This window comes from Lysinibacillus sp. FSL K6-0102, assembly GCF_038003545.1.
Taxonomy (GTDB): domain Bacteria; phylum Bacillota; class Bacilli; order Bacillales_A; family Planococcaceae; genus Lysinibacillus; species Lysinibacillus capsici.
The window spans coordinates 4253169-4267905 of sequence record NZ_JBBOPH010000001.1 but is presented as its reverse complement, the minus strand read 5'-3'; the positions used below and the strand labels follow the sequence as shown (position 1 = coordinate 4267905).

Here is a 14737-nt window from a genome sequence, read left to right as displayed (position 1 = left end):
AAATGTTTCAAAAAGATTGTTGTAATTTAACCTATTTTTATTGTTCCTCTAGTAAAATAGTGAAAATAACGACTATTTTATAAGTAGAGGAGAGAGTAAATGCGATTATCAAAGAAATTTCGTTTTTTAGCTTCAAGTGTATTGGCTTTGCAATTAGCTATACCTGTAGCAGCTAGTGCAGAAGAAGGACAGGGTGACCATATAGCACCAAGTTGGGTTGTACAAACCGATTATGTGGCACTTGGTGATTCATTAGCACATGGGATGAATGAAGTAGGTGTAATTGGATTAGGCTATACCGATTTTATTGCACAGGCATTACAGCAAGACGGCTTCCTTACTTCCTTTAATAAGGGCTTTGCTATGTCAGGCTACACAACTAAAAATGTTTTAGCTGATCTACAAAATGATGTTGCAAAAACAGTGACTGGTTTTGGCTATACAGACGAACAGGCAAAGTTACGGGCTTCTATTAAAGAAGCTGAAATCATCACATTAACAGCTGGGGCAAATGATCTATTGCCAATATTAAAAGAATCTCAAGCAACGGGAATTGACACTGTGGCTATCATAAAAGCTACTAAAGAAGCTGTATCGAACATTGCTACTATTCTATCTGAAATCAAAAAGATTAATCCACAAGCTGAAGTATATGTAATGGGCTATTATAATTCCTTCCCATACTATAGTGAGAACTTACAAAAACAATTTAATTTGTTATTAGCTACATTGAATGCAACAATTAAAACAACTACTGAAAAAGCGGGCGCTATTTTTGTTCCTACATATGATGTTGTTGCAAAGGATGTTGCCAACTATCTACCAAACCCTGAAAATATTCATTTAAGTGAAGCTGGTTATTTAGCAGTAGCAAATGAAGCATTTTTACCAATCATTAAAACAAGCTCTTTATGGGATGTCACGCAGGCTATTGGAGTAGAGGTAAAAGATCGTACAACTGTTAAGGTTAGCTGGCAAGAAGCGACAGATAATGTAGGCGTAGCAAATTACCTTGTCTATGTGAATGGAAAATTAACTTCAACATTAAATGCTGACACTACTACAATTACGCTCAAAGATTTAATAGAAAATACAACCTACAATGTATCTATCAAAGCAATTGATGCTGCTGGTAATGAAAGTGTTCAAAATCCTACAGTAACTTTCACTACGCAAGGAACAGTTAGCTTTACAGATACACAGAATCATTGGGCAAAAGATTATATTCAAACAGCTGCAAATATAGGTATAATGAACGGTTATACTGATGGGACATTTAGACCTGAGAGTAGTGTAACACGTGCCCAAGCTGCAGCTATTCTTGTAAGAAGCCTTGGCTTAACTACAGAAGAAAAAGCACCATTTACTGATATCGAAAATTATGATGCAGCAACACAGGCAGAAATTGCGGCAGCATATGTACATGGTCTTATTAAAGGAACAGATGGAAAATTTAAGCCTGGACACCCTGTGACACGCGCTCAATTAGCTTTAATGATTCATCGCGCCTATGAACAGCAATCTAATCAGCCGTATATTGCAAAAGGCAATGTGCCATTTGTAGATGTCGCTTCATATAATGCAGAAACCAAACGTGCAATCACAATGCTGTATGAATTAGGAATCGTGACCGGGGATGGAGGGAAATTTTCACCTGAGGCTGTCACAACAAGAGGTCAAGCAGCTAAAATATTTACCAATCTTAGTCAGCTACTCATTCAATAATCATTAAAAGGTAGGGGGATTGTCTCCTCTACCTTTTGATGTTTTCGTAAAAAACGAAGTATAGTCTATCTAAATAAAGGAGAATGGGATGCTGTCATTTATATTATCTGCTAAAAGATTAGGAAAAGGACTGTGGAGGTCCTTTAAACGTCCACAGTTCCTATCATTATTTACTACACTATTTTTAATCATTCTATCAGGAACTCTATTCTACAAGGGGACAGAAGGATGGTACTGGTTGGATGCCATGTATTTTGCTGTAGTGAGCTTAATTCCAACTGGAGTCGAAACAGGACTATATCCAACAACGGCTTATTCTAAAGTATTTACAATGATTTATTTAATTGTTGGTACAGGAGTAATGTTTATCATGTTATTAATGCTGGGACGCTCTATCGTAGATTTTTCTCTGAATGAAGAAGAAAAAGAAGAGGTTAAAAAACGTTTGAAAAAGTAAAATAGCAGTACAACGAATTTTTTGGACGATTCATTGTACTGCTATTTTTTTATGATAGTTTGGCAATAATGCCTTCTTCGTCATCTAAAACTAATTCAATCCCTGTCGAGAATGGATCACCGTGTAGAACATCCTTGATCCAAACACGTAAGGCACCAATCATGGCTGCTGTATTAAGCACCTCGATTTGACCGTTGACTTCGACCTCTGCACCAAAACCTACATCATCCTCGTAAGTTAATTCAACAAGAACATCCTCAGGGCGAATGTTTTGATAGTAGGCTTGAGATAAACAAATAGCATTAATAATATCTTGTTCGTTGATTATTTGTGCCATTGTGCTTCCTCTTTGCGCTTTTTATCTTTAAACATATTTATTATCTTCACAACAAGCATCACAATAACAACAATTGCTGCCACATTAATAAGTAAACCTAAAATATTCCCCAGTATACCCATACCACTAAATAGACTACCGAATAATAATCCAGCAAGTCCGCCAAGCATTAATCCTTTCATCAGACCACCTGAGAAAAAACCACCTTTTTTAGTAGTATCTGCTTTATTAGTAGATGTTGAGTTGTTTTTATTTGTTGTTGCATTGTTTTGATCTTTAGTAGTATCCGACTTTTGGATATTCGAGCTATTATTATTGTTAGAGAAGCCCTTTTTACCCGATTTATAGGATTTAGCTTCTGCCGTTGGTGTATCAGAAATAAATAATGTTGCACCAACAGTCGAAAATATCAGTGTCGCTGCAAAAAGAGCGGCAAGAATTTTTTTCATTACATACATTCCTCCAATATAATTTTTAATTTAATCATAAACTAGTTCTTATATAGTAATATTACATGAACTATATTAAAAAATAAAACAAACGCTTTCAAAAATTAAGCTATATCAAAAAATATGGACAAATAGTGGCAGATGTAATGATTGTAGAAATTATGCAATAGGAAGGAGTGAAAAAATGCTACTAACTTTATCAATCTTCCTTACCATTTTTATCATTTTGTACCTAACAGAAAAAAGGCGCTTTCTCAACGTTGTAGCCCTTGGCGTGATAGGGATATATATTGTCAGAGCGTTTATTATTCATTATCCTTTATTGCTACCAAATGATCAGGGGATTATTTCTGAAATGGGGATATTCATTATATTAGGAAGCTTTCCAAGTATTATGTTTATTTTATCAATAGCCATGTTTTTCAATAGTAAAGTATTATTGGAAAAGGAAGGACGCAAATTCCGTAACTTAATGTTAGCCATATTAGGGCTAAGTTTTGTTATTATGATGTTATGGTATGTATTCGTCATTTTTATTGAAATTGAAAATGTATTTTGGCATATTCTTTTCTTCTATGCGTTTTTGATTTTTGGTTATACAATGTTCTTATACACTAGTGTCCTTGCTTATTCAATATTGTATCTTCTTACACCAATACGTTATAAACCAAATTACATTATTGCATTAGGTTCAGGATTAATTGGCGATAGAGTACCTCCACTTTTAGCAAGCCGTTTAGATGAAGCAGTAAAGCAATATATAAAGTATGAGATGAAGCCTTATATCATTGTCTCTGGTGGTCAAGGAAATGATGAAAAGGTATCAGAAGCATATGCAATGAAACAATACCTAATAGAAGTACATCATATTCCGACTGACAAGATAATTATGGAGGATTGTTCAGCCAATACAGAACAAAATATGATCTTTTCAAAGCAAATAATGGACCACCATTCTCATGGAGAGAACTATCGTTCCATTTTTGTTACGAATAATTTCCATGTGTTTCGCGCAAGTATTTATGCTAGGAAAGCAGCATTAGATGCCGAGGGGATTGGTTCAAAAACTGCTTTTTACTATGTTCCTAATGCATTCACACGAGAATTTATAGGTTTATTAGCCATGTATAAATGGACCCATGTCACAGTATTTTTAATTATTACGCTATTCGTAGGCTTACTATTGAGAGCATATGTGTAACCAAACTTCAACTGTCTTCCATATAATAGTGGTAAGGCAGTTTTTTTACATAGTGTGCAAGGGAGGAAAATAATGTACGAGCAAATTTTAGCCAAGCGAAATAAAGAACGAATAATTTCCCTACAAAATCTTACACAAACTCAAGATCAGTGGTTTGCTCAAAATATAAAATTACTTACATTCGCTGAAGTTAACCTAACAGCCTTGCAGAAAATACTGTATCAAGTAGTACGAGGGTTATTAAAAGAACAGCAACAACGTCATTTACAGATTGTCCATACAGTGCAATCTCAATCGATACAGGAGAATGTATTAACGCTGTTGGCAGAATATGATGATGTCTTGCGCGATGCCATTCCACAGCCTATCTATATACTCATTTGGCAAATTTCTTCGCTAGAAAAGTTTAAAAACAGTATAGAAGTAGTAGATGATGTGCTTGATATTGTAGAGTGGTATTTTCGCCATCAAGATGAACAAGTTGCTGCTCTAGATGAAGAGAACTTAGATCATGAGCTCATTATTGATTTGTATAAAGAAGCGGTTGAAGAGCAGGATGGGGATGCCCAATATCAACTGGGTGAATACTATAATTCTAGAGAGGGTAAACATTTTCAACCTGAAAAATCATTGAAATGGTTTGAGCTAGCCGCTGCCCAGGGAAATACAGATGCTCAATATATGCTTGGGAATTTTTGCTTTGGGGGCATAGGTATGGAGGAAAATTATTCCCTTGCCTTTTCATACTATGAAAAAGCAGCTTTGCAGGGACATGCGGATGCTGCCAATAATTTAGCAGATATGTACTTTAATGGCGAGGGCGTAGCAACGAATTATATATTAGCAAAAAAATGGTTTGATTATGCTGCACAAAAGAATGTGGCAGAGGCAATGTTTACGTTAGGAATAATTTATGAGCAGGGGTTAGGCGTTGAGGTAGATGAGAAAGAAGCTTTTAACGCCTATAAAAAATCAGCTGAGGCAGGGTATGTGGAAGCACAATATCGACTTGGTGGAATTTATTTAGAGGGGCGCTTAGGCCAAGCGAAAGATGTCAATCGTGGTCTGCTTTGGTATGAAAGAGCTGCGGAGCAATATCATGTAGACGCCTTTTATGATTTAGGTTATATATGGAGTAATGGTCTGGCAGGAATACGCAATCTCGAAAAAGGTATTCATTGGTTTAAGCAGGCTGCACTTCAAGGAGATGTGGAAGCCAAGCTACAATTGGGGCATATTTTTAATAAAGATACAGGGTTAGATAGAAATCTGAAAGAAGCTATTAAATGGTATGGACTCGCGGCAGATGCAGGATCCGAAGAAGCGGCTAAAATATTACAGGAACTTAAAGGATTGTAAATTTAGTGTTAAAAAAACATAGGCTTTTAGAATGATTTATAATGCTAGGGTATATGGGTATTTTAGTCTAAATCATACTGCTTTTTACGAGTATTTAGATAGATCATGATTGAGGATAAAAAATATTAGTATAGTGAAATTTGAAGATGATCGATAAAAAAGTAGAATAAATATAAAGCAAGTAAGCATAATAAACAAAAAAATAGTTAAAAAAGCTACCCAATAATATTGTGGTAGCTTTTTTATAGTTTATTACGCTTTATTTAACAACAAGGACTTTTTATACATTTTGTGTAAAAAAATGGTATTAATAAGATTGACAGTCATTTATAAAATGATTAATGTAAATGAGTGATTTTGAAAAGAAGCATACGTAAATAATTTACTGTTAGTCATGTAGGGACTATATCTGTTTGCTGAGAGCAAATGACCTTAGGATAAATTGAGCAAATGGGTACCCGACATACTTTTGGAGGAAGTTTGTCATACGGAATTGCGCTATCGAATGTAACCATTAAATCTGACTAATCAGATTTTATCGGTATTTTTTCGTGTATCCATCAATATGTTAAAAGGGATTTGATGTTTCTCAGCCTGATGAAAGTAAACGGAATGAAAGAGGGAAGATGTGTGATTTTTCAAAAACAAAGAAAGACGAAGGTATTGGATTTACAGCAATACACAGTGAAAATGGATTTGTCCTCTCGTCAATCGATGGCGAAGCAAATTGAAATGCTGAACTTAACGAAGAACGACTTACAATATTTAAAAGCTTTCCAGCCAATAGTTATGGATAATGTAGATCACATCGTAAACCGTTTTTACAACATGATTGGAACAGAGCATCATTTGGTAGATATTATCAGTCATCATAGTTCTGTAGAAAAGCTTAAAGTAACATTACGGCAACATATTATTGAAATGTTTAACGGAACCATTGATGAGATGTATTACCAAAGGCGTGTAAAAATTGCAAAGGTGCATGTCCACATTGGGCTTAGAACACAGTGGTATATCTGCGCATTCCAAGATTTATCGATATCATTTATTGATTTAGTCGAAAAAAATATAGAATTTCCACAAGATCAATTTAATACGATCAGAGCTATATCGAAAATTTGTAATTTTGAGCAACAACTCGTTTTAGAAGCTTTTGAAAACACTGTGGAACAACTGAAAGAAAAAATGGTTCATGAAAAAGAAGCGATTGAACGACAGATTGTAGATTCTTCGGAAGCACTTGCAGCTATCTCGCAGGAAACCAATAATTCATTTTGCTGCTTAAGTAAGCAATCTGACGAAATTAAACATTTGGCAAAAAAATCACTCGATGTGTCTACACTGGCTGAAAACCAAGCACTTGAGGGTCGCGAGCGTTTAAAAAATCAATCACAAAATATGCTCAATATTAGTCATTCTCTTCATGATATAGAAGAAAATATTGAACAATTATCAGGTATGTCTAAGGAAATGGAAACAATTATGAGTGTTGTGACCAATATTGCGAATCAAACGAATCTATTGGCTTTAAATGCTGCAATTGAAGCAGCACGTGCTGGGGAAGCGGGAAAGGGCTTTAGCGTAGTGGCCGATGAAGTACGTAAATTATCAATTCAGACAAAAGAATCTGTTACAGCGGTGGCTTTGTTATTGAAAAAGACAGGTGAACGAACAGAGAAATTAGAGTATTCTTTGACCAACATTCAAGATGAAGTTGCAGCAGGTGAAGAAAATATGTTACAAACTGAAGGCCAATTTACGAGTATATTGGGAGCCATGACAGAAGCAAAAGATCAAAATGAGTGTATGGCAACAAAAATACAAGCAATTGTAGGCATATTAAGTGAATTAGGCACTTCATTTACTGAGGTAACAAATTCAGCTGAAAAATTAGCGAGCTTTGCGCAAAATTTAAAAGGATAGACTACTAACATTTACATTCTATTTTTCATATTTTTAGACGTAATAAACACTATAGTACCTATTTAAATGTTTGTTGTGAAGTTATCGCTATAGAGGATCAATTTTATAGAGATTCAGAAAGTAAGAGCTATTTCACTGATGAAATAGCTCTATTTTTGCTAAATTTGTAAAGGGTTTACGTAATTTTCAATGAAAAAAGGATTATACTGTAGAAAGAATGAATAATAGGGGCGGTTATGATGAAAACAGTTGTTGTTTTAGGCGGCGGTATTACAGGACTATGTACAATGCATTATTTGCAACGTCAAGTGAAGGAACATAATTTAAATGTTCGTCTAGTGCTTATAGAAAAAAATACATATTTAGGAGGCAAATTATATTCAGCACATGAACAAGGTTTCATCATGGAAACGGGTGCTGATTCTATTGTAGCCCGTCATCAAGGCGTTATGGAACTCGTGCAGGAGCTTGATTTTGAGGCGGAATTAGTTTACAACGAAACAGGTATTTCTTATATTTATACGAATAATGAGTTACATGCTATTCCGGCAGATTCAACTTTCGGAATACCGATGAGTGTAGCATCCTTAGAGGAAAGTACACTTATTTCCGAGCAGGGAAAAAAAGAAGCGTTGAAGGATTTAACATTGCCAAACAATGGCTTCACAAAGGAAAGTTCAATTGGTGAATTTTTAACTTACTATTTAGGAGAGGAACTGGTGAAAAACCAAATTGCACCAGTCCTTGCAGGTGTTTATTCGGGAGATTTACATCAGCTTTCTATTGGCTCTACTTTACCGTATTTAATTGATTATAAGAATGATTTTGGAAGTATTATTAAAGGCTTTGATGCGAATCGTGAGCAATTTGTTAAAGCAGCGAACAAAAAATTTATATCCTTTAAAAATGGTTTATCTTCTTTAATTGATCGACTTGAACAAACCTTATCCGATGTAGAAATTATCAAGGGTGTTACTACACTAAATGTTCAAAAACAAGATAAGAACTACACAATTTCCTTAGCTAATGGTGAAATTATTGAGTCAGATTATGTCGTTTTAGCATTACCGAACGATACTGTACAAAATCTGCTACAGGATGAATCTTTAAACCGCTATTTTGACCAATTTACGACAGCGTCAGCGATTACTATCTATTTAGGTTTTGATGTGCCAGACGCTAAATTGCCAGCAGATGGAACGGGCTATATTGTTTCCCATAATTCAGACGTAACTTGTAATGCGGCAACTTGGACTAGTCGTAAATGGAAGCATACATCGAAAGAAAATAAATTACTTGTGCGACTCTTTTATAAGAGCATCAATCCAGCCTATGAGCAACTACGCGCCATGACGGATGAAGAATTGGCAGCAGTTGCTTTAGAAGATGTGAGAAAGAGCCTAGGAATAGAGGAGCAGCCAACCGTTGTGAATGTAACAAAATGGATTGATCAAATGCCTAAATATGATCTAGCGCATCGTGAAGCATTACAAGGATTACTACAAGAATTACATGAGAAATATCCTAATTTATCGATTGCAGGGTGCTCGTATTTTGGCGTAGGTATTGGTGCTTGCATTCAAAACGGGAAAAAAATTGGTGAAGAGCTTGCAAAGGAACTTGCCAATTTCTAAGGTTTTAAGTGGAAAAAAACTTTGTTATGTGAAATAGTCTTGACTCATTCGTCAGTAAACGATATGATTCTTTTAATTATTTAAAAAATTCATACTTAATTCTTATCAAGAGAAGCAGAGGGACTGGCCCATTGAAGCTTCAGCAACCAACTTTATTGTCAGGTGCTAAATCCAGAAGACCGTTGAGTCGAAGATGAGAAGGAACAACAATGATGAATCGTTAAAGCCTTCTTTTTTTATGAAAGAAGGCTTTTTATTATATAGAGACATAGGAAGAGAGGCTAATTTTATGGGATTGCTTGAAAGGTTAAAAACGCATGTATTGACGGCAGACGGTGCAATAGGCACAGTGCTATATGGCTATGGATTGGAGTATTGCCATGAGGAAATGAATGTTCAGAGACCCGAGTTAATTGAAAAGATTCATAGAGAATATATTGCGGCTGGTGCTGACATCATTCAAACGAATACGTACGGTGCAAATGCCATTAAATTAGCTCGCTATGGATTGGAATCACGTGTCCAACAATTTAATGAAGCTGCTATCACCATCGCAAAACGAGCAGCGGCTGATGGCGGTCAATTTGTTTTAGGAACAATTGGTGGTATTCGGGGAATTCGTAAAAGTGATGCAACCTTGGATGAAATATTAGCGACTATTGAAGAACAAGCAAGAGTCTTACTTGCAGGGAATCCAGATGGCCTTTTACTTGAAACTTATTATGATTTTGAAGAATTAACAGCAACCTTAAAGATGCTACGAGAAAAAACAAAATTGCCGATTATTGCACAAGTTTCTATGCATGAGCCCGGTGTTCTACAAAATGGGATGTCTTTAAATAATGCTCTCCATGAGCTTGAAGCTCTAGGTGCTGATATTGTTGGTGTCAATTGTCGACTAGGTCCACACCATACAATTCAGGCATTTGAAGGTGTAGAACTTCCTAATAGGGCATTTATGTCGGCCTATCCAAATGCATCACTTCTGGACTTAGAGGATGGGCGTGTCGTTTATGAATCAGAAGCTGATTATTTTGGTCGAGCGGCTGTTGAATTGCGTGATCAAGGTGTACGTTTAATAGGGGGCTGCTGTGGTACAACACCCAAACATATTGCAGCAGCAAAGAAGTATTTAGAAGAGTTATCACCGGTTCAGGAGAAGCTTGCGAAGCCTAAAAAGATTGAGATTGTTCGGGAAGCGGAGCCAACAAAGTATGAGCCTCTTCATGAAAAAGTTAAACGTGAACGTTCTGTCATAGTAGAGTTGGATACGCCTAGACATTTAGAGATTGATGGGTTCCTTGAAGGAGCAAAGCAATTATATGATGCAGGTGCAGATGTAGTTATGATGGCAGACAATTCATTGGCCTCTCCACGTATTAGCAATATTGCAATGGGCGCATTGTTGAAGAGCTCACATGGTGTACGCCCACTAACTCATATTACATGTCGAGACCGTAATTTAATTGGTCTACAATCTCATTTAATGGGGTTAAATGCTTTAGGTATTCATGATGTGTTGGCCGTTACGGGTGATCCAACAAAAGTAGGAGATTTCCCAGGTGCGACAAGTGTTTATGATGTATCTTCCATGGAGCTAATCCAATTAATTAAGCAATTAAATGAAGGGGTCTCTTTCTCAGGTAAGCCACTTCGTAAAAAAGCAAATTTTTCAGTTGCTGCTGCATTTAATCCAAACGTCCGTGTGTTAGATCGTGCTGTGACACGCTTGGAGAAGAAAATTGAGCATGGGGCAGACTACTTCATTTCTCAACCAGTATATACGATAGAGAAAATTGTAGAGATTTATGAGGCAACAAAGCATTTACAAGCTCCAATTTACATCGGTATTATGCCTGTTACGAGTTATAAAAGCGCTGAATTTTTACATCATGAAGTGCCAGGTATCAAATTATCTGAAGATGCCTTAACAAGAATGAAAGCATGTGGAGAAGATAAAGAAAAGGCAACATTGGAAGGGATTGCTATTGCCAAAGAATTAGTAGAAGTGGCTACGCAATATTTCAATGGGATTTACCTTATTACACCATTTTTACGTTACGATGTGACACTAGAGTTGATGAAATATATAAAGCAATTGGATGAACAGAAAAAAGGAGTAAGTATACATGGCTAAGCACTCGATTGAAGAGCAACTAGAGAAACGTATTTTAATTCTTGATGGCGCAATGGGAACAATGCTACAAAATGAAAATTTATCAGCAGAGGATTTTGGTGGCGAGGAACTTGATGGCTGTAATGAAAATCTTGTGCTTACTAGACCAGATGTTATTGAAAAAATTCACCATAAATACTTAGAGGCAGGCGCAGATATTATTTGTACAAATACATTTGGTGGGACGCCTCTTGTGTTAAATGAATATGATCTTGGCACAAAAGCAGAAGTAATTAATAAGCGTGCAGTGGAAATTGCTCGACAAGCAGTGGATCGTTATTCCACATCGGATTGGCCACGTTTTGTTGCAGGGGCTATGGGGCCAACAACAAAAACGTTATCAGTAACAGGTGGTATTACATTTGAAGAGCTAGAGGAAAATTTTTATGTACAGGCAAAAGCTTTAATTGAGGCAGGAGCCGACGTTTTGTTATTAGAAACAAGTCAGGATATGCTCAATGTCAAAGCAGGCACACTTGGCGTAAAGCGCGCTTTTGCATCAACGGGAAAAGAGCTACCTGTCATGATTTCAGGAACAATAGAACCGATGGGTACAACGCTTGCAGGGCAAACAATTGATGCCTTTTATATTTCGATCGAGCATATTAAACCATTATCAGTTGGCCTAAACTGTGCGACGGGACCTGAGTTTATGACGGATCACATTCGTTCATTAGCAGAGCTTTCAACAGGCTATATTAGCTGTTACCCAAATGCTGGCTTACCAGATGAAGAAGGGTGTTATCATGAATCACCAGAATCGCTATCGCAAAAATTAAAAGGTTTTGCAGAAAAGGGTTGGCTTAATATTGTAGGTGGATGTTGTGGGACGACACCCGCTCATATTGCAGCCATTCGTGAGATCTTAAAAGATGAAAAACCTCGTCAATTACCAGAAAAAACACATGGTCATGCGGTATCAGGAATTGAACCGTTATTGTATGACGATTCTATGCGTCCGTTATTTATTGGGGAGAGAACAAATGTAATCGGCTCTCGTAAATTTAAGAATTTAATCATTGACGGGAAATTTGAGGAGGCCGCAGAGATTGCACGTGCTCAAGTCAAAAATGGTGCACATGTTATTGATATTTGTTTAGCCAACCCTGATCGCGATGAATTAGCCGATATGCGTGGATTTATGCAGGAGGTTGTAAAAAAGGTTAAGGTGCCTCTTGTGATTGACTCAACTGATGAAAAAGTAATTGAGGAAGCATTAAAGTTTTCACAAGGGAAAGCCATCATTAACTCTATTAATTTAGAGGATGGTGAAGAACGATTTGATGCAGTATTACCACTCGTGAAAAAATATGGTGCATCATTAGTTGTTGGAACGATAGATGAAAAGGGGATGGCGGTTGACCGTCATCGAAAGCTCGAAATTGCCGAGCGCTCCTATCAACTTTTAACGGAAAAATGGGGGATTGCACCAGAGGATATCATTTTCGACCCATTAATGTTCCCTGTAGGAACTGGGGATGAGCAGTATATTGGTTCAGCGCTAGAAACAATTGAAGGCATTCGTCTCATCAAAGAAAAATTGCCGCAGACATTGACTGTACTTGGCGTAAGTAATATCTCATTTGGCTTACCACCTGTTGGTCGTGAAGTACTGAATGCTGTTTATCTCTATCATTGTACACAGGCGGGCTTAGATTATGCCATTGTTAATACAGAGAAATTGGAGCGTTATGCATCCATCCCTGAAGAGGAAATCAAACTCGCAAATGACCTGCTCTTTAATACAAATGATGAAACATTAGCAGTGTTTACAGATTTTTATCGAGATAAAAAGAAGGAAAAAACGGAAGCTGATATTCCAAAAACGGTTGAAGGTCGTTTAGCTTACTATATATTAGAAGGTACAAAAGAAGGGCTAATTGAGGATTTGGACGCTGCACGGGAAATCTTCGAGGCCCCACTTGATATAATTAATGGTCCTTTAATGGAGGGCATGGCTGAGGTAGGTCGATTATTTAATGATAATCAACTCATTGTAGCAGAGGTTTTACAATCAGCAGGTGTGATGAAGGCCGCAGTTGCTCATTTAGAGCAATTCATGGAGAAGGATGAAGAGAGTGCTGGAAAAGGGAAAATGGTACTTGCTACAGTAAAAGGCGATGTTCACGATATTGGGAAAAACCTTGTTGATATTATATTAAGTAATAATGGCTATAAGGTAGTCGATTTGGGCATTAAAGTAACCCCTGCCCAATTGATTGAAGCGATTCGTAAGGAAAAACCTGATTTTATTGGGCTGTCAGGTTTACTCGTAAAATCAGCGCAACAGATGGTTATTACTGCTCAGGATTTTAAAGAGGCGGGAATTGATGTACCTATTTTAGTAGGTGGTGCTGCACTTTCACGTCGTTTTACTGAAACAAAAATTGCAGATGAATATGGTGGTCCTGTTATTTATGCAAAGGATGCTATGCAAGGCTTAGAGCAAGCGAATCTATTAATGGGTGAAGGGACACGTGAAAATTTCTTAGCAGAAATTGAAAAATCCCGTCAAAAACGTTTAGCGGCCGATGAAAAACGAGCTGCTCGTCCGGCAAAAGAGGTAACAATAAAGCCTGCACGAACAGTAAAAGGAGCGCCAGTATTTTTACCAGCTGATTTACGACGTCATGTGAAAAAAGACTATTCTGTATCTCATTTATATCCTTATGTTAATATGCGTACATTACTAGGACACCATTTAGGCTTGAAAGGTCAAGTCCAGCAATTGCTTGATGCGGGCGATTCAAGAGCAACAGAGCTCAAGGATTTAGTAGATGATTATTTAAAAAGTGATCTATTAAAGCCATCAGGTTTGTATCAATTTTTCCCTGCTCAAGCAGATGGTGATGATGTCGTTGTGTATGATCCTGCTGATAGTAAGACAGAAATTGAACGTTTTACCTTCCCTCGTCAGCAGGTTGAACCATTTTTATGTCTTGCAGATTTCTTAAAAACGGTAGAGAGCGGTGAAATGGACTATATTGCACTCATGGTTGTAACAGCAGGTCAAGGAGTTATGGCTAAAGCACGCCAGTTAAAAGAGGCTGGGAAATTTCTTGAAAGTCATGCCTTGCAATCGACTGCTTTAGAATTAGCAGAGGGCTTTGCTGAACGTATGCATCAGGAAATTCGTGACCAATGGGGCTTCCCTGATGCAACAGATTTCACTATGAGAGATCGTTTTGCTGCAAAATATCAAGGTCAACGCTTTTCATTCGGATATCCTGCATGTCCTAACTTGGAGGATCAAGAGAAACTATTCGGCCTATTAAAACCTGAGGATATTGGTGTCCATCTTACAGAAGGCTTTATGATGGAGCCTGAAGCATCTGTATCTGCAATCGTTTTTGCTCATCCTGATGCTCGCTACTTCAATGTTTAAGGCATAAAATAAGAGGAGATAGATAGTCTATTCAATGACTGTCTATCTCTGTTCCTTTATAGAAGAAAACATTTGGTTAAGGGAAGTGAGC

10 protein-coding genes and 1 riboswitch are annotated in these 14737 nt (G+C 37.0%); of the genes, 8 read left to right on the top strand and 2 right to left on the bottom strand.

Annotated features, from left to right (window positions below; all coding sequences use genetic code 11):
* The first annotated feature begins 99 nt into the window (after positions 1-99).
* Complete coding sequence (locus NYE73_RS21685) at positions 100-1725, top strand: S-layer homology domain-containing protein (protein ID WP_259951113.1); 1626 nt, start codon at positions 100-102, stop codon at positions 1723-1725.
* An 88-nt stretch (positions 1726-1813) separates the two neighbouring features.
* Positions 1814-2182: an ion channel gene (locus NYE73_RS21680; RefSeq protein ID WP_048394973.1), complete on the top strand. Its 369-nt coding sequence runs from the start codon at positions 1814-1816 to the stop codon at positions 2180-2182.
* A 49-nt stretch (positions 2183-2231) separates the two neighbouring features.
* Here the strand turns inward: NYE73_RS21680 and NYE73_RS21675 are convergent, their stop codons facing one another.
* Together NYE73_RS21675 and NYE73_RS21670 are read right to left on the bottom strand one after the other, a co-directional pair.
* Complete coding sequence (locus NYE73_RS21675; RefSeq protein ID WP_054548866.1) at positions 2232-2519, bottom strand: DUF2653 family protein; 288 nt, start codon at positions 2517-2519, stop codon at positions 2232-2234.
* Positions 2507-2968: a hypothetical protein gene (locus NYE73_RS21670; protein WP_048394976.1), complete on the bottom strand. Its 462-nt coding sequence runs from the start codon at positions 2966-2968 to the stop codon at positions 2507-2509. Before NYE73_RS21670 ends, NYE73_RS21675 begins: the two co-directional genes overlap by 13 nt.
* Before the next feature lie 184 nt (positions 2969-3152).
* Here NYE73_RS21670 and NYE73_RS21665 point away from each other — a divergent pair, with 184 nt between their 5' ends.
* The 6 genes from NYE73_RS21665 to metH all read left to right on the top strand — a co-directional run bounded on the left by NYE73_RS21665 (position 3153) and on the right by metH (position 14646).
* Positions 3153-4169: a YdcF family protein gene (locus NYE73_RS21665; RefSeq protein WP_054548865.1), complete on the top strand. Its 1017-nt coding sequence runs from the start codon at positions 3153-3155 to the stop codon at positions 4167-4169.
* A gap of 72 nt (positions 4170-4241) precedes the next feature.
* A complete protein-coding gene (locus NYE73_RS21660) occupies positions 4242-5528 on the top strand; it encodes a tetratricopeptide repeat protein (protein WP_259951114.1) in 1287 nt (428 codons plus the stop codon).
* Between the two features lie 630 nt (positions 5529-6158).
* Complete coding sequence (locus NYE73_RS21655) at positions 6159-7451, top strand: globin-coupled sensor protein (protein ID WP_048394980.1); 1293 nt, start codon at positions 6159-6161, stop codon at positions 7449-7451.
* A 239-nt stretch (positions 7452-7690) separates the two neighbouring features.
* On the top strand, positions 7691-9085 hold the full coding sequence (locus NYE73_RS21650; protein WP_112116728.1) for a protoporphyrinogen oxidase: 1395 nt from the start codon (positions 7691-7693) through the stop codon (positions 9083-9085).
* Between the two features lie 99 nt (positions 9086-9184).
* Positions 9185-9285: riboswitch (SAM riboswitch) on the top strand.
* Positions 9286-9374: 89 nt separating this feature from the next.
* Positions 9375-11222: a bifunctional homocysteine S-methyltransferase/methylenetetrahydrofolate reductase gene (locus NYE73_RS21645; protein WP_259951115.1), complete on the top strand. Its 1848-nt coding sequence runs from the start codon at positions 9375-9377 to the stop codon at positions 11220-11222.
* Positions 11215-14646: a methionine synthase gene (gene metH, locus NYE73_RS21640; protein WP_054548860.1), complete on the top strand. Its 3432-nt coding sequence runs from the start codon at positions 11215-11217 to the stop codon at positions 14644-14646. The genes NYE73_RS21645 and metH overlap by 8 nt, the downstream gene beginning before the upstream one ends.
* Positions 14647-14737 lie beyond the last annotated feature (91 nt).

Bases quoted from the DNA above. Each gene is read 5' to 3' on its own strand.
- NYE73_RS21685 (WP_259951113.1), top strand. From the start codon at position 100: ATGCGATTATCAAAGAAATTTCGTTTTTTAGCTTCAAGTGTATTGGCT.
- NYE73_RS21680 (WP_048394973.1), top strand. From the start codon at position 1,814: ATGCTGTCATTTATATTATCTGCTAAAAGATTAGGAAAAGGACTGTGG.
- NYE73_RS21675 (WP_054548866.1), bottom strand. From the start codon at position 2,519: ATGGCACAAATAATCAACGAACAAGATATTATTAATGCTATTTGTTTA.
- NYE73_RS21670 (WP_048394976.1), bottom strand. From the start codon at position 2,968: ATGAAAAAAATTCTTGCCGCTCTTTTTGCAGCGACACTGATATTTTCG.
- NYE73_RS21665 (WP_054548865.1), top strand. From the start codon at position 3,153: ATGCTACTAACTTTATCAATCTTCCTTACCATTTTTATCATTTTGTAC.
- NYE73_RS21660 (WP_259951114.1), top strand. From the start codon at position 4,242: ATGTACGAGCAAATTTTAGCCAAGCGAAATAAAGAACGAATAATTTCC.
- NYE73_RS21650 (WP_112116728.1), top strand. From the start codon at position 7,691: ATGAAAACAGTTGTTGTTTTAGGCGGCGGTATTACAGGACTATGTACA.
- NYE73_RS21645 (WP_259951115.1), top strand. From the start codon at position 9,375: ATGGGATTGCTTGAAAGGTTAAAAACGCATGTATTGACGGCAGACGGT.
- metH (WP_054548860.1), top strand. From the start codon at position 11,215: ATGGCTAAGCACTCGATTGAAGAGCAACTAGAGAAACGTATTTTAATT.